The sequence below is a fragment of the Sinisalibacter aestuarii genome (assembly GCF_027923545.1).
Taxonomy (GTDB): domain Bacteria; phylum Pseudomonadota; class Alphaproteobacteria; order Rhodobacterales; family Rhodobacteraceae; genus Sinisalibacter; species Sinisalibacter aestuarii.
The window spans coordinates 32490-53566 of sequence record NZ_BROH01000012.1 but is presented as its reverse complement, the minus strand read 5'-3'; the positions used below and the strand labels follow the sequence as shown (position 1 = coordinate 53566).

Sequence of the window (21077 nt, the reverse complement as noted above, 5' to 3'; positions counted from 1 at the left end):
CTCAACTCCTCCCCGCCAGCGGGCCGCCGCGGCGCACATGGGACATGCCGGTGGAATCCATCGGGTCGAGCCCTTCGCCCTTGAGGCCATAGGTTTCGATATTGTGATCGGCGAGCGCCTGAAGGTGGTCGAGCTCTTCCTGCGCGCGGTAATCGTCCTTGCGGAACAGATGCGCGAAGCGGCCCTGCAATTCGAGGTAATCGGCCACCGGGCGCGGCTCGCGGATCGGCATGATATTGGTCAGCGCCCCGCGTTCCAGCTCGACGAGCGGGAACAGACCACATTGCACCGCGCGCCTTGCGACCTCGACGGTGAGCGCACTGTCATGCCGCCAGCCGAGCGGGCAAGGCGAGTGGATGACGAGGAAGGTCGGCCCTTCCACCCCCATCGCGTAGCGCACCTTGCGCTGCAAATCCGCCGGATAGGCCACCGAGGCCGAGGCGGCATAGGGAATGTGGTGGGCGGCGATGATGCTGAGAAGGTCTTTCTTCAGGTGCCGCTTGCCCATCCGTTCCTTGCCGGCGGGGCTGGTGGTGGTCGTGGCCGCGTGCGGCGTCGACGACGAACGCTGGATGCCGGTGTTCATGTAGGCTTCGTTGTCATAGGTGACGTAGAGCACGTTGTGGTGGCGCTCCAGCATCCCCGACAGGGCCTGAAAGCCGATATCGTAGGTGCCTCCGTCGCCGCCGAAGCTGAGCACCTTGGTGTTCTTGCCCTTCGCCTTCATCGCCGCCTCCATGCCGGAGGCGACGGCGGCGGAGTTTTCAAACAGCGAGTGAATCCACGGCACCCGCCAGGCCGATTGCGGCCACGGGGTGGAGAACACCTCTAGGCAGCCGGTGGCGTTGGCCACCATCACGTCAGGCCCCGCGCTTTCCATCACCAGCCGGGCGGCCAGCGCCTCGCCGCAGCCCTGACAGGCGCGGTGGCCGCTTTCCAGCCCCCGGAAGCGCGGCTGCGCCTCACGCAGCGTTTCGGCCTTCTCGGCCTTCGGCTCCAGCGGCGAGGCCGGGGGCCGGCCATGTTTCATCCTGAGCTCGCTCAGGCGCTTGGATGTGTCGGAACGTGGGGCCATTACCTGTCCTCCGGCGCAAGTTTTTCGAGATCGGCGTCGAGGACGGCAAAGCGCGGGGCTTTCTTGTCTTCGACCAGCTTCAACAGATCACGATACATGTTTTCGGGAATGTCGCGCCCACCGAGGCCCAGCGCGTAGTTGTAGACCTTGGGCGCCTTGTCCATGGTCGAGAGCACGGCGGAGACCTCGGTGCCGAGCACGCCGCCCATGCCGGGCGAAATGGCGCGGTCGATCACCACCAGCTTGTCGAGCCCTTTCACCGCCTTGCGCAGCGCCTTGGCCGGGAAGGGCCGGAAGCTGCGCAGCTTGATGATCCGGGCGGGGCCAACCTCGTCCTTGAAGTCCTCATAGCCCGCCAGCATCGTGCCGACGACCGAGCCCATGGCGAGTATGCCTACCCTGGCCTTCTTGTCGCCCTCGACGGTGAGCAGCCCGCCGCTTTCACGGCCAAAGACCTTGGCGAAAGCGGCGTCGATCTCTTCGATCTTGGCCAGCGCCTTGCCCATTGCCGCATGATGGCTGTGGCGCACTTCGGGGAAGAAGTTCGGATCGACCAGCGTGCCCATCGAGCGCGGATTGGCCGGATCGAGCTGACCGGCGAATTCGAACGGCGGCAGAAAGGCATCGACCTCGGCCTGCGTCGGCATGTCGATCACTTCCATCGTGTGGGTGAGCACGAACCCGTCCATGTTCACCGCGACCGGCAGGTCGGTTTCCTGCGCGATGCGGAACGCCTGAAGCGTGGTATCCACCGCCTCCTGATTGGAGATGCAGTGCAGCTGAATCCAGCCGGCATCGCGCACCGCCATCGTGTCGGACTGGTCGTTCCAGATGTTGAGCGGGCCGCCGACGGCACGGTTGGCGATGGTCATCACCAGCGGCACACGAAGGCCGGAGATGTTGAACATCACCTCGCTCATCAACAGGATGCCCTGCGAGGCCGAGGCGGTATAGGCGCGCGCGCCTGCGGCGGCGGCGCCGAGCACCACCGAAGCCGCCGAGAACTCGCTCTCGACACTCACGAATTCGGTGTGCAGATCGCCCTCGGCCACCAGCTTGGAGATATTCTCGACGATATGGGTCTGCGGTGTGATCGGATAGGCGGCCACCACGTCCGGCTTGGCCATCGACACGGCGCGGGCAATGGCCAGCGAGCCTTCAAGTGCTTCACGCATCGGCCAACTCCTTCCAGGCGCCCTGCTCGACGGCCTTGGCGGCTGTTTCGATCAGAACGAGGTTTTTATCGAGCACAGCCCCGTGGAACCGGCCCCTGAGCGCGGCGGCCAGCGCCTCCTGCGGCACCGTTTCGGTCAGCGCGAGGAAGGCGGCGAGCAGCGCGGTATTGGGGATCGGCTTGCCGATCACCTCAACGGCGAGGTCCGTCGCCGGGAAGGCAACCACCCGCGTATCGAACCGCTTTGCGAAATCCTCGGCCGGACGGCGGGAATTGACCAGCATCGCGCCGCCCGGCCTGAGCCCGGCGGTCAGGTTCGGATCGAGCAGCAGCGTATCGTCCTGCACGATCATGAAATCGGGATTGCGCACCTGGCTCCTGAGCGTGATCGGCTTGTCGTCGATCCGCACGAAGGCCATCACCGGCGCGCCCCGCCGCTCTGCGCCGAAGGCGGGAAATGCCTGACAGGTAAACCCCGCCTCAAAGGCGGCGGCGGCGAGCAGGTAGGCAGCGGCAACGCTGCCCTGCCCCCCTCGGCCATGAATTCTGTATTCGATCATTGTGTGCCTCTCTGGATGCCAAGGCCCCGGCACGGGCGCGAAACGCGCGCGGAGGATTCGCCGGGTTGGCTCCGTTGTGCGGGCTGTGCCCCTGCCAAACCATGATCTGTGACAAGGTTTTTGGCCCGGGCAAGGTTTTTTCCCGCGTCAAATTCGGCCCGCGCAAGGATGGATCGGCGCGGCTTGGGAGGGGGCAATATTGTTGCCGGCACCCCGTGGCTCGGCACCAGCCGCACAAATCCGGGGCCGCTCGAACAGCCCCGGACCCGTTTGTGCCTACAGCGTCAAACCGCAGGCCTCGCGGATCGCGATCTGCACCGGCGACGGCGGCAGCGCCGGGTCGAACGCGCCCCTCGGCACCAGCGGCGGCTGCGCCATGAAGCGCGGCACGGTGCCACGATGCGGCTGGGCGGCATGAACCAGGAACGGATGGCACAGATAGACCGTGCCCGCCGCCCCCGTCGCCAGCTCCACCTCGCACCGCTCGGTCGAGGAAAACCCGTCGCGCCCGAGCTGCCGCAACGTCGCGCCCGCGGTGCCGTAAGGCAGCAGCTCACGCGCGATGACCCTGTGCGAGCCCTTGCGGATGCGCGTCGGCGCATCCTCGGGGCCGGTATCGGAGAACAGGAACAGCATGAGCAAGGCCCGCCCGCTGCTCGTCACGTTCACCCGCCATTCCATGAAGTCCGGGTTGTCGGTGCCGAAACTGGCATCCACATGCCAGCCGAGATCGCCCGGATCCTCGGGCGACGGGAAGCGGATCGGAAAGGTGCCCAGCCCGCCCGGCGCCAGCCAGCGGTTCACACCGGCCAGCCGATCGTAAGCCGCATGCAGCCGGGGTGTGTTGGCCGCGGCCACGAAAGGCGGCGTGGCCTTCGCCGCCACCCGCACGACCGGCGCACGCCAGTCCTCGGGCGCGTCCGGCGACAGGCCGATATCGCGCCACAGCTCATCCCTGCATTGCGCGGCCAGTTCGGGGCTGAACGCCTGTTCGAGTTTGACGAATCCCTCGTCGATGAAGGTGCGGACCTGACGCTCGGTCAGGCCGGTTATTGCATTGTCGTGCATGAAACATTCTCCCTATCGGCCACCGCCTCCGCGGGGCCGTTCTGATCTGACCGGCGCAGCGGCGCCGAAACGACATCAGCCGTTCAGACCAGCGGGAAGAATGTGGACGTGAACATCATAGGGTGAGGCTACAGGCTTTGCCCCGGCACGACAATGGCGCGCAATGTGTGATCGTGGTGTGGGGGAATGGTGGGCGACCCTGGAATGCCCACCATCACCGCAAGCGCTTGATATTGCAGAACTCGCCAAGAGCGAGGTTTGCGTTGTGTCTCACTCTTGTGTCGCACCAGCGTATTGCGCGCAAGGTGCAGTGGACTGCTCGGGCAAAAGATTGACTTTTTTGTTTCACGGGCGTACATTGATGCAACAAGAACATCAACTCGCGAGGCCCGCGATGCCTACCAACGTAGTAGAGTTCCCCTTTGCAGCTCACCCGACTACGCCTGTCGGCCAGTACATCCGCCTTGGCGAAACGGCCTATCAGCGGCTTGGCTCTATGCTTGTTGAAGGACGCCTACCCGCGACCCGTGTCGTGGTGGATGCCTCTCGCATATCGCATCAGCGTGAGATCATTCGAGCATTCAAGGCTGCTGGCGCGGAAGTTGTGATGGACACGAAGGCGGCCGAACTAGCAGCCCACAACAAGTTTGGAGGCTGGCCCAAACACGCTCCGTGGGGCGCAATGAACCCGGGAGGCCCAATTGGCCCCGAGTTCTTCGCGGCCAAACGGGCTGATGATATTTTCGGCGAGATCGCGCGCTGCGCTGTTGAGTTCGGCGTCGATGCAGTGCTTGCACCGGGCCACTTCATCAATGCGAAGGACTTCGACGGTTGGTTTGAAGTTGACCGGCGCTCTTGTGAATATCTGCGTGAGGCTCTGGACCGCGAGGGCGGTAGCAGCATTGGCATCGACTACTTACTTGTGACCAAACATACAGAGATCAACGATGCCGCAAAACGCAGCGAGTTCGTTGCAGGCCTCGACGGGTTGCCCTTTGACAATCTCTGGCTTCGCGCCTCCGGATTTGGCAATGATGCTGGTCCGCTTGCTGCCGCGAGGTTTCTCAGTGCGCTTCACGGCCTGCACAACCTTGGCAAGCCCATTATTTCCGACTACCTAGGCGGTCTGGTTGGCGAAGCTGCTGTTGCCTTCGGTGCGGTGTCTGGGCTGGCACACGGGATAGGCGAAAGGGAACGTTTTTCGGCGTCCGGTTGGGAGAAGCCCCCTGCTCCGCGCGATGGGCAAAAGGGTGGATCACAGAAGCGAGTGAGCGTACCCGGCCTAAATCGCTCACTGTCCGTTCCGGAGTTTGAGGTTATGTGCTCGGCGCGCGGCGGCAAAAGGTTGCTGGTATGCCCGGATCGAAAGGTGTGCCCAAATGGTATTGGCGACATGATCGCGGACACGAAGCGCGTCGCAGCGCATGAGGCTTTGACGCATCTGGCGACCATTGCTGCGGTGCCGGACCAACGCAGAGCCGACCACTTCTTGGAGCACCGCGTCAAAGAAGTGGATCGTAACGCTCGTCAGGTTAAGAACTTGAAACCGAAGAAAGAAGAAGCTGAGCAGCGCGGGGTAGACCTCGAAAGGCTGCTGGTAAGACTGGCAGATCACAGCGACAAGATCGGGAAGATGCGCAGTGCGTTCGAGCACATGCATGAGGAGAAGAAAGACCGCCCCCACCGCGCGCGACCAGTTTGCCCCCGGCGGGATAGCGGCACAGACATCGAAATCGGACAAAAATCATGAACCAGCTTCACATGACGCCAGTTGCTAGAAATATCGAAGACCTATCCAAAGACGGTGGGCTTAAAGGGACTGATATTGCCAACATCACCTCGGTGTCTAAGGCAACAGTGTCTCGCTGGAAGTCGGGGTCCCTGAACCCACAACCCAAGAACGAGTTGGTCCTTTCAGATCTTCACTATGTCGTTCAGCGGCTGAGAGATTTCTATACCAGTGCAGAGATCAGGGCGTGGCTGTATGCCCGCCACCCACAACTGTCGGATGAGCGCGCCATTGACCTAATCCACGAGGGCAGGACAGAGGACGTCCTGAAGGTCATCAATCGCCTCGCAGCAGAGGTATTCTTGTAGGACATGGCAACCCTGCCGAGAGACAGTGCCCTATTGGACGCAATCGAGGCGCTTGAAGTAATTCAGCACCGAGGCCCAGCTTGGCGCGTTGTTCGGGATACTCGCAGCCCATGCGACTGCGCATCTGCGGGCGGTCGCTGGGATGACGGCAGCTTCGACGTACTGTACACCTCCACTACCCGGGAAGGCGCAGTTGCCGAAATGTACTTCCACCTGAAACGGGGCCAACCAGTATTTCCCTCGCAAGTTCGCTATCGGCTACATGAGCTTGACATTGAACTGGACGCCACCCTCGATTTGAGCGACTTGGCAACAATCGCGGCACTCGGGGTCAATACGGCCAGCTACGGTCAACTGTCCTACGCTGAGCGTGCCGACGAGTACCCGCGATGCCAAGAAGTTGCGGAGGCCGCGCATTTCTTAGGGTCAGGTAATGACCGGCTAATCCAGGGTCTGAAGGTTCCAAACGCGAGGTGGGATTGTTCGAACCTAGTCATCTTCTGCGACAACGCAGGCCCGGGTAGCTTCGAAGAAGTCAAAGACCATGGACCCGTTGATTGGAGCGAATGGGAACGCCAAATGAGATAGGCCCAATCTGCGCCACAACTCGGCGTAATTTTCCGACACATTTTTCTGTGCCCCTATCTATCCCACTGCCCGCCCCCAGTTTCCCCCATACCCCCCTGCCCGCCGCAGCCCGTCATGCTGTCCGCTTTGTAACATGCACAACCTACGTTGACGTTTGAAACATCTTAACGTAGGCTGCACTCTCGACCACATCGGAGGCGGAGCGGGATCTGCGCGCGCCTCAGCCGCCCGTACAGGCCCATCGTCCAAGTCGAGGACGCCGAGGCCCGCATTGTGATCGAGCGCCGCCGTAGCATACGCCCGCTGGCCACTTTGCAGCATCGAGAGAATGTGTGTGCGGTCATCCGCTGCGAGATCGTCATAGGACAGGCCACGACGCTCACAGAACGCCCTCAGGAGCCTGTCAGCGCCGTCAGGGCGGATATCAGTGCCGCCCAGCCTTCGGGATCGCCCTCAGCAAGGCCCTGAGCGTTTACCAGCGCCTCTAGCCGCATCCCGTCCATCGGGCCGCCTTCCGCCACCTCATCCTTGAACTGGGCGAGCAGCTCGCGGAAGTGCTCTTGAACGTGTTTGCGGATGTCGTCGTATCTCATGCGCCGCACTGTTGGGGCGGTGAGCATGGAATGTCCAGCTATGCCGAGCAGCCTCGAAACTTGCCTCGCGCTCCTCGGGCATCTTGTGCCCAAAGAAACCTTGATGTCTCGACGTTTTTGCTCAGGGTGCAAACTTGGGGGGATCGGCCAGCGGAAGTAGAAAATGCCGTGCCTTGAGGTACTTAGATAAGCCGCCAAGCGCATAGATATGTCTCACCAGTTTGTCGCACCGGGAGGTTCTGCGTTCTAAGCACTTGAAAAGAGGAGGAATGGTGGGCGACCCTGGAATCGAACCAGGCATGGGTCTCCCCGGCGGAGTTACAGTCCGCTGCCGCACCTTGCAGCTCGTCGCCCGTGCCGGCCACGAAGGCCGGAACGAGGGGGGAGATACAAGCGCCCCCGGCCTCCGTCAAGCCGAAAATCCCTTGCGCTCGGCGCGGGCCCCGCCCATTGTCCGCCCCCGATGCAGCGGGAGCCGGATGGTGACGAAAAAGCCGAAATGGGTGGTGGAGAAGGAGCGCGGGCGGCGGGCGGCGGCGGCTGAAACCGTCTGGCTCTTCGGCCTCCATGCGGTGCGCGACGCGCTGATGAACCCGGCCCGCGAAAAGCTGCGCCTCATCGTCACCAAGAACGCCGCCGACCGGCTCGGCGAGGCCATCGCCGCGGGCGGGATCGCGCCCGAAATGGCCGATGCGCGCAAGTTCCCCGCCCCGCTCGATCCGCAATCGGTGCACCAGGGCGCGGCGCTGGAGGTGAAGCCGCTCGACTGGGGCAGGCCCGACGATCTCTGCGCGCCGCATCCCGGCCAGCCGGCCCCGCTCGTGGTGCTGCTCGACCGGGTGTCGGACCCGCATAACGTGGGCGCGATCCTGCGCTCGGCGGAGGTGTTCGGCGCAGTGGCGGTGATCGCGCCGGCACGGCACTCGGCGCCGGAGACGGGGGCGCTGGCCAAGACCGCCTCGGGCGCGCTGGAGCGCCAGCCCTATCTGCGGGTGGCCAACCTCGCCCGCGCGATGGAGGAGCTGAAGGCGTTGGGCTACACGCTTCTCGGCCTCGATGGCGACGCCGAAGCCACGCTTGGCGAGGCGCTCACGCCGCTTGCCGGCCAGCCGGTGGGCCTGGTGCTCGGCGCCGAAGGGCCGGGCCTGCGCGACAAGACGAAAGAGACCTGCGATTCGCTGGTGAAGATCCCCTTCGCCCGCGATTTCGGCTCGCTCAACGTGTCCAACGCCGCCGCCGTGGCGCTCTATGCCGCCGTCGCGCGGGGCTGACGGGTAGCGCGGGCGGGCGATACCGGGGTCGGCCGGTTTCCGCCGACACGTTCCGGTGATCTCACGCTTTCTTGACCACCCCTTTTTCCGCGCCCGGCGCATCATATGTGAGATACCGAGAGCGGACCGTGGAACGTCCGTAATCTCAATTCACTGTCCCTCGTTCCACAAACTGCGCCCGGGCCCTTCCCGGGCGCTTTCTTTGCCAGCCTCATCCGCCTCGCCTGCCGGGCCAAAAGGTCGCGCTTCCCCTCGGTCCGGCACCGGCGTATCACGGGGCGCATGACAAAGTATTCCGACGACCATTTCCGCGAGATCCTCACCACCACCCGCGTGATCGCGCTGGTGGGGTTTTCCGCCAAACCCGACCGGGCCAGCCACAAAGTGGCGAAATACCTCGCCGAGCAGGGCTACCGGGTGATCCCGGTAAACCCCGGCCTCGCCGGGCAGGACTTCATGGGCGAAACGGTGGTGGCCGATCTTGCCTCGATCCCGAAAGACGCGCAGGTCGACATGCTCGACGTTTTCCGCGCTTCGGAACATGTGCCGCCCATCGTCGCGACCGCGCTGAACGAGTTACCCGATCTCAGGACGGTCTGGCTCCAGATCGGCGTGGTCTCGGACGAGGCCCGGCAGATGTCCGCCGATCATGGGCTCGCCTATGTGGAGGATCATTGCCCAAAGATCGAACATAGCCGCCTGCTGGCTTGACCCGTTCCAAACTTTTGCCGCATTGCTCTGGCAATACCACGATAACTTGCACAGAGCAGGAGGCAGGAGATGGGCTTTTCCTACGAGGATTTTCTATCCGCGATCAGGTTTCGCGAAAGTTCCGGCAACTACACCCTCGTGAATACGCTCGACTATCTGGGCGCCTACCAGTTCGGCGAAGGCGCGCTGGTGGATCTCGGCTTCGTCAACGGTGACGGCAAGTGGTGGGACAACGATTATTCCGGCGGCTGGACCGGCAAGCTCGGGATCGACAGCAAGGCCGAATTCCTCGCCAGCGCCGCGGCGCAGGACGCCGCCGCGGATGACTGGTTCAAGCTGGTCTGGCAATATCTCAAGGCCGTCGGCGCCGACGACTACCTGGGCCAGACGGTGGGCGGCATCCGCATCACCGCCAGCGGCCTCATCGCCGGCGCGCATCTGCTCGGCTCGGGCAATGTGATCGACTGGCTCGACTCCGGCGGCAACGCCCGGCTCGCCGACGCCTATGGCACGCCGATCTCGGAATATATCGCGATGTTCGGCGGCTATGCCCTGCCCTTCGGCACCGGCGATGCGACGCTGGAGGCGATTGGCGATCTGATCGCGGATCTGCCGCAAAAGCTGCAGGCGCGGATCGAGGCCACCTTTGCCGCCCATCTCAGCCTTCAGATCGGCGCGGACGGGGTGGCCGACGTGCTCACCGGCGACTGGCGGCGTGACGTGCTGTCGGGCGGGTCCGGCGACGACAGGCTGAACAGCGCCCGCGGTCATGACGCGGCTCTGGGCGGCGACGGGAACGACCGGCTTCTCGCCGGCCGGGGCAACGATCTCGGCCTTGGTGGCGATGGCGACGATCTGCTTCGCGGCGCGGGCGGCAACGATCTGCTCTATGGCGGCATCGGCGCCGATACCATCTTCGGCGGCGCCGGCCGCGACCGGATATTCGGCGGCGACGGAGCCGACTGGCTGACCGGCCTGAACGCCACCGACCGGATCTACGGCAATGAGGGCGACGACACGATCCTGGGCGGCCTGGGCGCCGACAAGCTTTATGGCGGCACCGGCAATGACGTGATCTCGGGCGGCGCGCATGGCGACCTGCTGTCGGGCGGGGCCGATGACGACATTCTGACCGGCGGCGGCGGCAAGGACGTTTTCATCTTCGCCGACGGCTTCGGCCATGACCGGATCACGGATTTCGCGCCCGGCGGCGGCGATAGCCTGCGTCTGGCCGGGGTGGCCTCGATCACCGGCTTTGCCGATCTGAAGGCGAACCATGCGGCGCAGGTGGGCGACGATGTGGTCATCACCACCGATACCGGCGAGACGCTCACGCTCGACGGGATCGCGCTGGACGATCTGACCGCGAAGGATTTCCTGTTCTGAAAGCCGGCCCGCTCAGCCGCGCGAGGCTTTCTCGGCGATGCCGGAGGTGCCCTCGCGCCGCTCCAGCTCGGCCAGCACATCGGCAAAGCTCACCTCGCGCGCGGCCAGCATGACGAGCAGGTGATAGAGCACATCGGCAGCCTCGGCGACGAGCTTGTCATTGTCGCCCTTCACCGCCTCGATGATCGCTTCCACCGCCTCTTCGCCGAATTTTTCGGCGCATTTCTCCGGCCCCCTGGCGAGCAAGGCCGCCGTCCAGCTGTCGCGCGGGTTCACGCCACGGCGTTTCTCGATGGTGTCGGCAAGGCGGTCGAGGGCGTTTTGCGGCGTCGTCATCTCAGAGCCTCATGGGGATGCCCGCTGCGGCCATGTGTTCCTTGGCCTCGCGGATGGTGTAATCGCCGAAATGAAAGATCGAGGCGGCCAGCACGGCAGAGGCGTGCCCCTCGGTCACCCCTTCGACGAGGTGGTCGAGCGTGCCGACGCCGCCGGACGCGATCACCGGCACCTCCACCGCATCGGCGATGGTGCGGGTAAGCGGGATATTGAACCCGGCGCGGGTGCCGTCGCGGTCCATCGAGGTGAGCAGGATCTCCCCCGCCCCTCTCGCCACGACCGTGCGGGCAAAGTCCACCGCGTCCACCCCGGTGGATTTGCGCCCGCCATGGGTGAAGATTTCCCACCGCGTGCCGATGCCGTCGGCGTCGGTCTCCACCGTCTTGGCGTCGATGGCGACGACGATGCATTGCGAACCGAAGCGGTCGGCGGCCTCGGCCACCACGTTCGGATCGGCCACGGCGGCGGAATTGAAGCTTACCTTGTCGGCCCCGGCCAGCAGGAGCTGGCGCACATCGTCCTGCGTGCGCACGCCGCCACCGACGGTGAGCGGCATGAAGCATTGCTCCGCCGTGCGGGTGACGAGATCGTACATCGTGCCGCGGTTCTCATGGGTGGCGTGGATGTCGAGGAAGGTCAGCTCATCCGCCCCCGCCGCGTCATAGGCCTTGGCGGCCTCGACCGGATCGCCGGCATCGACGAGATCGACGAAATTCACGCCTTTGACCACGCGGCCATCGGCCACGTCGAGGCAGGGGATGATGCGGGTCTTCAACATGGGGTTCACATACGGTGCGGGCGGCGGCGCGGCAAGGGGCGGCGCAATGCATGCCCGAGCTGATCGACCCGGTGCACGTGGCGCGGATGGTGCTGTTTCTGGCCTCGGACGATGCGCGGATATGCAGCGCCGGGGCTTATGACATGACCGCCGGCAGCATGTGATGTCGAATTGGCTTCGCCAATCCGACCGAGGCGGGGGCGCTGCCCCCGCACCCCCGGGATATTTTGGGCAAGATGAAGGGTGTAGCGCGGGCAGCGTTCAAACGCGCCGGTCGGGATTGACGAACCCGAAACGTTCCCCCGCCTGCCAGGCTTCGCGGTCATTGCCCTCGCGCGGGTAGCCGCCGGCGGCATTGAGGATGCGGGCGAGGTGGAGGAGGTTCCAGGTCATGATCGTGGTGTTGCGCTGGGTGAAATCGTTGCCGAAGCCCGCCCGGCTGCCATCCTCCGCCTCGTCGCCATAGGACGGCCCCGGCCCGGCTTCGCCGATCCAGCCGCAATCGGCCTGTGGCGGGATCGTGTAGCCGAGATGGTTCATGGCAAAGCCGAGGGTCATCGCCGCGTGCTTGATGCCGTCTTCGTTGCCGGTGATGACCGACCCCGCGACCTTGCCGTAGAACACCGATTGCCCCCGGTCGTTGAGCAGACCCGACATGCCATAAAGCCGCTCGATCAGCACCCGGCACACCGAGCTTTCCTCGCCGAGCCAGAGCGGGGTGCCGACCACGAGGATATCGGCCGCCCTGACCTTCTGCCACAGCGCCGGCCAGTCGTCGCGCTCCCAGCCATGTTCGGTCATGTCGGGGTAGATGCCGGGCGGCACCTGGTGGTCGAGCATGTGGATCGTATCGACCGCCACGCCTTCGTTGCGCAGAATGCGGGCCGAGGCCGACATCAAGAGCGCGGTGTGGCTCCCGGCCCCGTCGCGCTTCAGCGAGGTGTTGAGGTAGAGGGCGGTGAGTGTCGACATTGCTCCTCCCGTTGGGTCGGTTGGAGGCACCGAATCCTCTCGCGGCACAGTGCCTGCGGGCGCACCGTGCGCACCGGGCACGGCGCGCGCCATGCCATCAGACTAGGCGGTCCGGGGCGTTTTGTCGGCTCACGTCGCCGCGAGGCAGGGCGGGCGGTGGAACCCCGCTCAGCCCTTCATCACCGAGAGCGCTTCCTTGAGGTCGATGGCGCCGTCATAGAGCGCGCGGCCGGAAATGGCGCCATTCAGAGGCGCGCCGCAGGATTTGAGCGCGCGCAGATCGTCGAGCGAACTCACCCCGCCAGAGGCGATCACCGGGATCGAGACGGCCTTGGCGAGCGCTGCCGTCGCCTCGATATTCGGGCCCTGCATCGCGCCGTCGCGCATGATGTCGGTGTAGATGATCGCGGCGACGCCGGCATCCTCGAAGCTGCGGGCAAGGTCGGTCACCTCGACATCGGTTTCCTCGGCCCAGCCCTTCGTCGCCACCTTGCCGCCGCGCGCGTCGATCCCCACCGCCACCTGGCCGGGGAAGGCGCGGGCCGCCTCGCGCACCAGATCGGGGTTTTCCACCGCCACGGTGCCGAGGATCACCCGGGCGAGGCCCTTGGCGAGCCAGCTTTCGATCGTCGCCATGTCGCGGATGCCGCCGCCAAGCTGGGCGGGCACGTCGATGGCGGCGAGGATCGCCTCGACCGCCGCCGCATTCACCGGCGCGCCGGCGAAGGCGCCGTTCAGATCGACGAGATGGATCCACTCGCAGCCCGCCGCCTCGAAGGCTTTTGCCTGCGCCGCCGGATCGTCGTTGAAGACGGTCGCCGCCTCCATCTCGCCGCGCAGCAGGCGCACGCATTGGCCGTCTTTCAGGTCGATGGCGGGGTAGAGGATCATGGCCGGGCTCCGGATTGTCACGCGCGGCTTTTCGCACGCCGCGCGCCCTGCGTCCAGCACGCTTGCCGCGCCAGACGCTGACGGGCAGGATGGCCGCATATCAGGGAGGATTCCATGAAGAAAACCTTGCTCGCCGCGGCTCTCGCCCTCGCCCCCGGCCTCGCCCTGGCCGACCCGGTTCACGGGATGTGGAAAACGGAGGTGGATGACGGGTCCTATGCCTATGTCGAGATGGCCGCCTGCTCGGGCGGCAAGACCTGCGGCTGGATCCGACGCACCTTTGACGATACCGGCGAATACGACTCCGAAAACATCGGCAAGGCGCTGGTGATCAACATGGAAAACACCGGCGACGGGCAATATCGCGGATCGGTCTGGCGCCCGGCCAACGACAAGATCTATATCGGCAAGATGGAGCTTGCGGGCAACACGCTGAGCCTGTCGGGCTGCGTCGCGGGCGGGCTTCTGTGCAAGGCCCAGACCTGGACCCGGTTGCAATAGCCCGGTTCAGGGCTGCCAGCCGAGAAAATTGGCGATGATCCTGAGCCCCGCCGCCTGGCTTTTTTCCGGGTGGAACTGGGTGCCGAAGACATTGCCCTTGCCGACCACGGCGGTCACCTCGCCCGCGTAATCCACATGCGCCAGCCGCTCCTGCGGATTTGCCACCCGGAAGTGGTAGGAATGGACGAAATAGGCATGGTCGCCGGTTTCGATCCCCGCGAGCACCGGGTGGGCATGGTCGATCACCAGATCGTTCCAGCCCATATGCGGCACTTTCAGCGCCGGGTCTTCGGGGGCGATTTCCACCACCTCGCCGCCGATCCAGCCAAAGCCCGGCGTATCTTCGTATTCGCGGCCGGTATCGGCGAGCATCTGCATGCCGATACAGATCCCGAAAAACGGCACGCCCCGGCGGTTCACCGCCTCGTCCATCGCCTCGAAGATGCCCGAATGCTCAAACAGCGCGCGGCGGCAGGCGGGAAAGGCGCCATCGCCCGGCAGCACGATCCGGTCGGCGCGCGCCACCAGTGCCGGGTCGGAGGTAACCACGACCTCGCCCGCATCGGTCTCGCGCGCCATGCGCTCAAACGCCTTCTGGGCCGAGTGCAGATTGCCGCTCTCGTAGTCGATGAGCGCCGTCAGCCCGGTCACAGCGCACCTTTGGTGGAGGGGATCGCATCACCCTTGCGCGGATCGGTCTCGACCGCGTCGCGCAGCGCCCGCGCGACAGCCTTGAACGCCGCCTCGGCGATGTGGTGCGAGTTGAAGCCGTGAAGCTTGTCGACATGCAGGGTGATGCCGCCATTGCCGGCGAAAGCGGTGAAGAACTCGCGCACCAGCTCGGTGTCGAAGCTGCCGATCTTCGGCGTCGGAAACTCGACGTTCCAGACAAGGAAGGCGCGGCCCGACAGATCGAGCGCTGCGCGAACCTGCGCCTCGTCCATCGGCAGGTGGCATTCGCCGTAGCGGCGGATGCCCGTCTTGTCGCCCAGCGCCTCGCGCAAAGCCTGGCCGAGCGCGATGCCGGTATCTTCCACCGTGTGGTGATCGTCGATATGCAGATCGCCCACGGCGCGGATTTTCATGTCGATCAGCGAATGGCGCGCGAGCTGGTCGAGCATGTGGTCGAAGAAACCCACGCCCGTCTGGTTGTCATAGGCCCCCGTCCCGTCGAGGGTAATCTCGACGGAAATCTGCGTCTCTGCCGTCTGGCGGCTGACCGTGGCTCTGCGCATCGCTGCCTCCGCTTCGCTGTGCGCCCTGCTTATAGGCGGGGGCGGCGGGCCTGAAAAGGCGGCAAATTCGGCTTGTTGGGGCGGGTGTGGCATGCCAGTCTGCCGCCAACAGAAACGAGGCCCCCGATGAGCACACCGCTTTTCATCCAGTTGCGCTGCAAGCCCGGCACCACCTACCGCGTCGCCGAAGAGATCGCGCTGCGCGAGATCCATTCCGAGCTTTACTCGACCAGCGGGGAGTATGACCTGCTGCTGAAGCTTTACGTGCCGGAGGGCGAAGATGTGGGCAAATTCGTCAACGAGCAGCTTCTCGACATCCCCGATATCGAGCACAGCTTCACCACGATGACCTTCAAGGCGTTCTGATCCGGGGCCGACCAGGGGCAAAGCGGTCTTTTTGCCACGTTTTCGCGGGGGATGATCGCAGACCGGCCCCGCCGCTTGCATCGCCATCCGCGAGTTGTTCAAACTGACACCACACCGCCCCTGCGCCTTCTCAGAGCATGGCCCCGCCATGCCGCGAAGGCTGGCGGGCGGATAGCGCACAAAGCGAACAGGCCAGATCCGGAGCGATCCCGTAATGCACAAAGTTCATGCCGCCCTTGTTTGCCTGGCCTGCAGCGGTCAGGCCGTTTTTGCCGAGGGCGCGGATCAGGCCCCATCGCCGGCGGAGCAGAGCCTGCTTGAGGATGCCTCCGGGATCCTCATGTTCGACTACCAGAGCCTGACGCTCACAACCGGCGAGAAGTTCGATCTGCACGGGGTGCAATATCTGCACCCGCTGACGGACTGGCTCTATTTCGGCGCCGGTCTGAGCGGGCCGATGCTGCATGGCGATTACGGCGGCTTCTTCACTGCAGCCGCCACCCTTCACGCCCAGCAAAGGCTGTTCGGCAACTGGTATGTCGATGCCGGCCTGTCGGTCGGTGCGGGCGCGGGCGGATCGAGCGTTCAGAACATCAAGGTGCTGTCGGGCGACGGCACCTATGTGCGAAAATATGCGGGCCTCGGCTATGACATGGGCGGCTACATTCTGGGCGTGAATTACAGCGATGTCGCCATCGCGAATTCGCAGATCGACGGCGCCTCCTTCAGCTTCTTCGTGCAAAAGCCGATATCCTACTCGATCGGCTCCTATGGCGATTCCGGCCGCGCGCTCGGCGCGGTGGATGCCGATTACCGCGCGCATGAAAGCATCGTCTCGTTCGATTACAACCACGTCACCCAGATCAACCCGACCGGCAAATACGGCGGCGATATCGGCCTGGTCTCGCCGCAATATTCCCAGTTCATCGACGACGACACGTACTGGTTTCTCGGGCTGGATCTCGGCTATTCCGGCCTGATCTGGTACAATCAGGCGCAGGGCGGATTTGGCCGCCGCCTGTCTCTCACACCGAATTTCCACCTCTACGGCCAGTTGGGGCTGGGCACCGGCGGCTGGGTGACCGACACGTTCGACACCGGCCCCGGGCTGGTCATCTATCCGAAGGTGAAGGCGGAACTCCGGCAAGGCAGGATCGGCGCGACCGCCTCGGCCGGGTATTACTGGGCCCCGATGGGCACCTCGAAGAACTGGACCATCGGCGCCGGGCTCAACTACCATTTCGATGCGGGAACGCCGGCGGCCAGCGGCCCGGACACCGCGCCCGATTCCACGCTTCGCGGCATTCGGCTCAACCTGTTCGACCGCTATGCCTTCGCCGTCGAATCCAACGGCCAGAAGATCGACAATCTCAACCTGGTTGCCCTGCAGGCGGATTATGCCTTCGACGACCACTGGTATGTCACCGCGCAGATCGCCGCGGCGACGAACCAGTTCAAAGGCTATGCCGGATATGTCGAGGGCCTCGTGGGCATCGGCTGGCAGAGCGATATGTTTTTCTCCGACCGGCTGCAGGGCTTCGCGCAGGTCATGTATGGCATGAACGATATCGGCATCGACGCGGCGCGCGACGTCGGCGCGCTGCTATATCCGTCGGTCGGCCTCAATTACAGCCTGAGCGACAATTACGCGATCTACGGACAATTCGGAAAAACCGCATCGCTGGGCCAGTATCTGGAGCCGAACTTCACCAATTCGTTCGAGAATCTGACGGTTGGCCTGGGGCTGACCTATCGGTTCTCGTCGCCCGACTGACCCGGCGCGGCCCCTACCCTTCGGCGGCGAGATACCACGCCACGATGCTGGCCCGGTCGGCAGGTTCCATGAAGCTCGCCGAGGGCGGCGGCATGGCATTGGTGAGGCCGGCCTGCAGAAAGATGAGCTTTGCGTGCCTGGCCACATCGGCCTCGGTCTCCAGCATCACGCCTTTCGGCGCGGTGCCGATCCCGTCCCAGGCCGGGTCACGCGAATGGCACATCGAGCAATTGCCCATCACCAGCCCGGCAATGTCCTCAAACCCCTCGGCAGCGGCAAAACGCTGTTCATAGGGCGTGAGCGCGCGGGCATCGGCCTCTTCCCATGTCTGGTATTCCTGCCCCCTGGTCGAGAGCCAGACAGCGGCGAGGAACAGCACGAGCGTTGCCGCCCATGTCCACCATGGCTTGCCCTTGTGGGCGTGGTGGGAGTTGAAGAAATGCCGGATCGTCACCCCCATCAGGAAGACGAGCCCGGCGATCACCCAGTTATAGCTGCTGGCGAAGGACATCGGGTAATGGTTCGACAGCATCAGGAAGATCACTGGCAGCGTCAGGTAGTTGTTATGCGTCGATCGCAGCTTGGCGATCTTGCCGTATTTCGCATCCGGCGCACGGCCCGCCTGAAGGTCCGCCACCACGATCTTCTGGTTCGGGATGATGATGAAAAACACATTCGCCGTCATGATCGTGGCGGTGAACGCGCCCAGATGCAGCATCACGGCGCGGCCGGTGAAGATCTGGTTATAGCCCCAGCCCATCGCCAGAAGCAGAAGGAACAGCAGCACCATCAGCGCGGTCGGTTTCCCGGCGAGGCCCGATTTGCACAGGAAATCGTAGACCAGCCAGCCGATGGTGAGCGAGGCGCCCGAGATCAGCACCGCCTGCCAGGGCGCAAGCTCGGCCTTGGCCGGGTCGATCAGGTAGAGCTCGGAGCCGAGCCAGTAGATCAGGATCAGCATCGCCGCGCCGCTGATCCAGGTCATGTAGCTTTCCCATTTGAACCAGATCAGCTCTTTCGGCATGTGGCCCGGCGCGACCATGTATTTCTGGATGTGGTAGAAGCCGCCGCCATGCACCTGCCATTGCTCGCCGCCCACGCCTTCGGCCTTCTGCACCGAGGGGCGCAGGCCGAGATCGAGGGCGATGAAGTAGAAGGACGAGCCGATCCAGGCGATGCCGGTGATCAGGTGCAGCCAGCGCACGGCGAATTCCAGCCATTCCATCAGCACGGTTGTTTCAAGCATGGGTCACTCCTGTGAAACGCGCCGCCTGCCTAGCTGCCGCGATAGGTGGAATAGCCGAAGGGCGAGAGGAGCAGCGGCACGTGGTAATGCTGAGCCTCCGACATGCCGAAGCGGATCGGCACCTCGTCGAGAAAGCGCGGGGCCTCCGGCGGCACGCCGATGGCGTCGAGATAGGCCCCGGCATGGAAGACAAGCTCATAGCTGCCGGTGGCGAAGTCGGCTTCAGGCAGGATCGGCCCATCGGTGCGCCCATCGGCATTGGTCACCATCGAGCGCAGCAGCCGGCGATCGACGCCGTCGATGCGGTAGAGGTCGATGGCAAGCCCGGCGGCGGGCCGCCCGCTGGCCGTGTCGAGCACATGCGTCGTCAGATATCCGCCCACATCTTCCCCTTTCGCGCTCCCGGCCCTGCCCGGCGACGATCAAGTGATGCACGCCCCCGGCATTGCGAGTGAAAACAGTTTCAATCCCGTTCACAAGACCCTATCCCTTTTCGGGTGAAAATGCCGAAAAAACCAGCGACGGGGGCCGAAATGTCACGTTATTCTCGCAACATGCGCGGCTATGGGCCCAACCCGCCGGACCCGCAATGGCCGGGCGGCGCGCGGATCGCGGTGCAATTCGTGGTCAATTACGAGGAAGGCGGCGAGAACTGCCTGCTGCATGGCGATGCCGCCTCCGAAGCCTTCCTGAGCGAGATCGTGGGCGCGGCGCAATGGCCCGGCCAGCGCCATGCCAATATGGAATCGATCTACGAATACGGCGCGCGGGCCGGATTCTGGCGCGTGTTCCGGCTGTTTGAGGAATTCGGCATCAGGCCCACGGTCTACGGCGTGGCCACGGCCCTCGCGCGCAGCCCCGAACAGGTCGCCGCCATGAAGGACGCGGGCTGGGAGATCGCCTCGCACGGGCTGAAATGGGTCGAGCACAAGGATATGCCCGAAGACGAGGAGCGCGCGGCCATCGCCGAGGCGATCCGGCTGCATACCGAGGTGGTGGGGACGCCGCCGGAGGGCTGGTATACCGGGCGGTCGTCGATCAACACGGTGCGGCTCGCCGCCGAGACCGGGCAGATGGCCTATATCTCCGACACCTATGACGACGATCTGCCCTATTGGCTTAAGATCGGCGGGCGCGATCAGCTCATCATCCCCTATACGCTCGACGCCAACGACATGCGCTTCGCCACGCCGCAGGGGTTCAACACCGGCGACCATTTCTTCACCTATCTCAAGGATGCCTTCGATGCGCTCTATGCCGAGGGGCTGGCGGGCGCGCCGAAGATGATGAGCGTGGGCTTGCACAACCGGCTGATCGGCCGGCCCGGGCGGATCATGGGGCTGCGCCGGTTCCTCGATTATGCCGCCGGGCACGAGGGCGTATGGTTCCCGCGCCGGATCGAGATCGCCCGGCACTGGGCGGAACATCACCCGCCGGTTGACCGAATCGAACCTTCAGCCCTGGAGAAACCCGAGTTTGTGGCCCGGTTTGGATCAATTTTCGAACATTCTCCCTGGATCGCCGAAGGCGCTCACGCGCTGGAGCTTGGCCCGGCGCATGACAGCGCATTGGGGCTGCACAACGCGCTCGCGCGGGTGTTCCGTTCGGCCACATATGAGCAGCGGCTGGGCGTGCTCACCGCCCATCCCGACCTTGCGGGCAAACTGGCGGCGGCGAAGCGGTTGACGGCGGAGAGCACCGCCGAACAGGCCGCCGCCGGGCTCGACGCGCTCACCGACGACGAGCGCGCCGCCTTCACCGCGCTCAACGCGGCCTATGTGGACAAACACGGCTTTCCCTTCATCATCGCGGTGCGCGACCATGACAAGGCGGGCATCCTCAAAGCCTTCCGCCGCCGGCTGGAGAACGACAGCGAAACCGAAGTCGCCGAAGCCTGCCGTCAGGTCGAGCGCATCGCCCTGATCCGGCTGAAAGAGATCCTGCCATGACCCGCATCCTCCATACGGAGCCGCTGACGGCAGATGCCTTCGCCCCCTTCGGCGACGTGCTGGAAGCGGCGGGCGAGCCGGACAGGATCATCAACCAGGGCAAGTGCGGGCGCTTTCACGACCGGGCGCGGCTCGATTTCGGCCCCGGCGGGCGGGCGGGGGTGAGCCTGTTCAGGGCAGAACCGCGCACCCTGCCCTATATGCTCGACCTGCTGGAGCGCCATCCCGAGGGCAGCCAGACCTTCGTGCCGATGAGCATCGAACCCTTCCTCGTCATCGCCGCCCCCGACGAGGGCGGCAGGCCGGGACGCCCCCGCGCCTTTCTCACCGCCCCCGGACAGGCGGTCAGCTTCCATCGCGGCACCTGGCACGGCGTGCTCACGCCGCTCAGTGCACCCGGTCTTTTCGCGGTGATCGACCGGATCGGCGACACACCAAATCTCGAAGAGCATTGGTTGGACACCCCATATGTGGTAGAGTTCGCCCGATAATACGGCAGATGCCCG

24 protein-coding genes, 1 tRNA gene and 1 pseudogene are annotated in these 21077 nt (G+C 64.6%); 11 read left to right on the top strand and 15 right to left on the bottom strand.

Annotated features, from left to right (window positions below; translation table 11 throughout):
- Position 1 precedes the first annotated feature (1 nt).
- The 4 genes from QMG28_RS16795 to QMG28_RS16780 all read right to left on the bottom strand — a co-directional run bounded on the left by QMG28_RS16795 (position 2) and on the right by QMG28_RS16780 (position 3877).
- Positions 2 to 1075: a thiamine pyrophosphate-dependent enzyme gene (locus QMG28_RS16795; protein WP_281843478.1), complete on the bottom strand. Its 1074-nt coding sequence runs from the start codon at positions 1073 to 1075 to the stop codon at positions 2 to 4.
- A complete protein-coding gene (locus tag QMG28_RS16790; RefSeq protein ID WP_281843477.1) occupies positions 1075 to 2250 on the bottom strand; it encodes a transketolase C-terminal domain-containing protein in 1176 nt (391 codons plus the stop codon). The genes QMG28_RS16795 and QMG28_RS16790 overlap by 1 nt, the downstream gene beginning before the upstream one ends.
- Entirely contained in the window at positions 2243 to 2809 is a 567-nt protein-coding gene (locus QMG28_RS16785; RefSeq protein WP_281843476.1) for a 2-oxoacid:acceptor oxidoreductase family protein, read from the bottom strand. Before QMG28_RS16785 ends, QMG28_RS16790 begins: the two co-directional genes overlap by 8 nt.
- Positions 2810 to 3085: 276 nt before the next feature.
- Positions 3086 to 3877 carry a phytanoyl-CoA dioxygenase family protein gene (locus QMG28_RS16780; RefSeq protein ID WP_281843475.1) on the bottom strand — a complete coding sequence of 264 codons (792 nt, stop codon included), beginning with the start codon at positions 3875 to 3877 and terminating at the stop codon, positions 3086 to 3088.
- A 361-nt stretch (positions 3878 to 4238) separates the two neighbouring features.
- On the opposite strand from QMG28_RS16780, the gene QMG28_RS16775 reads away from it, so the two are divergent.
- Genes QMG28_RS16775 through QMG28_RS20990 form a run of 3 tightly spaced genes read left to right on the top strand, consistent with a single transcriptional unit; the run spans position 4239 to position 6562 of the window.
- Positions 4239 to 5627, top strand: a complete 1389-nt coding sequence (locus QMG28_RS16775) for a phospholipase D-like domain-containing protein (protein ID WP_281843474.1) — start codon at positions 4239 to 4241, stop codon at positions 5625 to 5627.
- Positions 5624 to 5974 (top strand): hypothetical protein, encoded by a 351-nt coding sequence (locus tag QMG28_RS16770; protein ID WP_281843473.1) that lies wholly within the window; start codon positions 5624 to 5626, stop codon positions 5972 to 5974. Before QMG28_RS16775 ends, QMG28_RS16770 begins: the two co-directional genes overlap by 4 nt.
- Before the next feature lie 3 nt (positions 5975 to 5977).
- Positions 5978 to 6562 (top strand): RES family NAD+ phosphorylase, encoded by a 585-nt coding sequence (locus QMG28_RS20990; protein ID WP_353545365.1) that lies wholly within the window; start codon positions 5978 to 5980, stop codon positions 6560 to 6562.
- Positions 6563 to 6954: 392 nt separating this feature from the next.
- Here the strand turns inward: QMG28_RS20990 and QMG28_RS16765 are convergent, their stop codons facing one another.
- The 3 genes and pseudogenes from QMG28_RS16765 to QMG28_RS16760 form a co-directional block, all read right to left on the bottom strand.
- On the bottom strand, positions 6955 to 7155 hold the full coding sequence (locus QMG28_RS16765) for a hypothetical protein (protein ID WP_281843472.1): 201 nt from the start codon (positions 7153 to 7155) through the stop codon (positions 6955 to 6957).
- 57 nt (positions 7156 to 7212) lie between these two features.
- Positions 7213 to 7359: pseudogene (locus tag QMG28_RS20985) on the bottom strand (DUF6538 domain-containing protein); the annotation flags it as partial.
- A 66-nt stretch (positions 7360 to 7425) separates the two neighbouring features.
- Positions 7426 to 7509: transfer RNA gene (locus QMG28_RS16760), tRNA-Tyr, on the bottom strand.
- 125 nt (positions 7510 to 7634) lie between these two features.
- Here QMG28_RS16760 and rlmB point away from each other — a divergent pair.
- From rlmB to QMG28_RS16745, 3 genes are all read left to right on the top strand, one after another.
- Positions 7635 to 8426: a 23S rRNA (guanosine(2251)-2'-O)-methyltransferase RlmB gene (gene rlmB / locus QMG28_RS16755; protein WP_281843471.1), complete on the top strand. Its 792-nt coding sequence runs from the start codon at positions 7635 to 7637 to the stop codon at positions 8424 to 8426.
- 282 nt (positions 8427 to 8708) lie between these two features.
- A complete protein-coding gene (locus tag QMG28_RS16750) occupies positions 8709 to 9137 on the top strand; it encodes a CoA-binding protein (RefSeq protein WP_281843470.1) in 429 nt (142 codons plus the stop codon).
- A 69-nt stretch (positions 9138 to 9206) separates the two neighbouring features.
- Positions 9207 to 10523 carry a calcium-binding protein gene (locus tag QMG28_RS16745; RefSeq protein ID WP_281843469.1) on the top strand — a complete coding sequence of 439 codons (1317 nt, stop codon included), beginning with the start codon at positions 9207 to 9209 and terminating at the stop codon, positions 10521 to 10523.
- Positions 10524 to 10535: 12 nt separating this feature from the next.
- Here QMG28_RS16745 and QMG28_RS16740 read toward each other — a convergent pair whose 3' ends face one another.
- The 4 genes from QMG28_RS16740 to hisA all read right to left on the bottom strand — a co-directional run bounded on the left by QMG28_RS16740 (position 10536) and on the right by hisA (position 13500).
- Positions 10536 to 10859 carry a phosphoribosyl-ATP diphosphatase gene (locus tag QMG28_RS16740; protein WP_281843468.1) on the bottom strand — a complete coding sequence of 108 codons (324 nt, stop codon included), beginning with the start codon at positions 10857 to 10859 and terminating at the stop codon, positions 10536 to 10538.
- A gap of 1 nt (position 10860) precedes the next feature.
- The gene (hisF, locus tag QMG28_RS16735; RefSeq protein WP_281843467.1) at positions 10861 to 11637 is read right to left on the bottom strand and encodes an imidazole glycerol phosphate synthase subunit HisF; all 777 of its coding nucleotides are present in this window, start codon (positions 11635 to 11637) and stop codon (positions 10861 to 10863) included.
- 261 nt (positions 11638 to 11898) lie between these two features.
- Positions 11899 to 12609, bottom strand: a complete 711-nt coding sequence (locus QMG28_RS16730) for a flavodoxin family protein (protein ID WP_281843466.1) — start codon at positions 12607 to 12609, stop codon at positions 11899 to 11901.
- 168 nt (positions 12610 to 12777) lie between these two features.
- A complete protein-coding gene (gene hisA / locus QMG28_RS16725) occupies positions 12778 to 13500 on the bottom strand; it encodes a 1-(5-phosphoribosyl)-5-[(5-phosphoribosylamino)methylideneamino]imidazole-4-carboxamide isomerase (RefSeq protein WP_281843465.1) in 723 nt (240 codons plus the stop codon).
- Between the two features lie 114 nt (positions 13501 to 13614).
- Between hisA and QMG28_RS16720 the strand changes: the two genes are divergently transcribed.
- Positions 13615 to 14001 (top strand): DUF2147 domain-containing protein, encoded by a 387-nt coding sequence (locus tag QMG28_RS16720; RefSeq protein WP_281843464.1) that lies wholly within the window; start codon positions 13615 to 13617, stop codon positions 13999 to 14001.
- A gap of 6 nt (positions 14002 to 14007) precedes the next feature.
- On the opposite strand, the gene hisH is transcribed toward QMG28_RS16720, so the two are convergent.
- Positions 14008 to 14652 carry an imidazole glycerol phosphate synthase subunit HisH gene (gene hisH / locus QMG28_RS16715; RefSeq protein WP_281843463.1) on the bottom strand — a complete coding sequence of 215 codons (645 nt, stop codon included), beginning with the start codon at positions 14650 to 14652 and terminating at the stop codon, positions 14008 to 14010.
- Positions 14649 to 15236, bottom strand: coding sequence for an imidazoleglycerol-phosphate dehydratase HisB (hisB, locus tag QMG28_RS16710; protein ID WP_281843462.1), 588 nt, complete (start codon positions 15234 to 15236; stop codon positions 14649 to 14651). The genes hisH and hisB overlap by 4 nt, the downstream gene beginning before the upstream one ends.
- 126 nt (positions 15237 to 15362) lie before the next feature.
- Between hisB and QMG28_RS16705 the strand changes: the two genes are divergently transcribed.
- Positions 15363 to 15602, top strand: coding sequence for an Lrp/AsnC ligand binding domain-containing protein (locus QMG28_RS16705; protein ID WP_281843461.1), 240 nt, complete (start codon positions 15363 to 15365; stop codon positions 15600 to 15602).
- 214 nt (positions 15603 to 15816) lie between these two features.
- A complete protein-coding gene (locus QMG28_RS16700) occupies positions 15817 to 17376 on the top strand; it encodes a hypothetical protein (protein WP_281843460.1) in 1560 nt (519 codons plus the stop codon).
- Positions 17377 to 17389: 13 nt separating this feature from the next.
- On the opposite strand, the gene QMG28_RS16695 is transcribed toward QMG28_RS16700, so the two are convergent.
- Entirely contained in the window at positions 17390 to 18622 is a 1233-nt protein-coding gene (locus QMG28_RS16695) for a urate hydroxylase PuuD (protein WP_281843459.1), read from the bottom strand.
- Positions 18623 to 18651: 29 nt separating this feature from the next.
- Positions 18652 to 19005, bottom strand: a complete 354-nt coding sequence (gene uraH, locus QMG28_RS16690; protein WP_281843458.1) for a hydroxyisourate hydrolase — start codon at positions 19003 to 19005, stop codon at positions 18652 to 18654.
- Between the two features lie 150 nt (positions 19006 to 19155).
- On the opposite strand from uraH, the gene puuE reads away from it, so the two are divergent.
- A complete protein-coding gene (gene puuE / locus QMG28_RS16685; RefSeq protein ID WP_281843457.1) occupies positions 19156 to 20571 on the top strand; it encodes an allantoinase PuuE in 1416 nt (471 codons plus the stop codon).
- A complete protein-coding gene (locus tag QMG28_RS16680) occupies positions 20568 to 21062 on the top strand; it encodes an ureidoglycolate lyase (protein WP_281843456.1) in 495 nt (164 codons plus the stop codon). Before puuE ends, QMG28_RS16680 begins: the two co-directional genes overlap by 4 nt.
- The last annotated feature ends 15 nt before the right edge of the window (positions 21063 to 21077 follow it).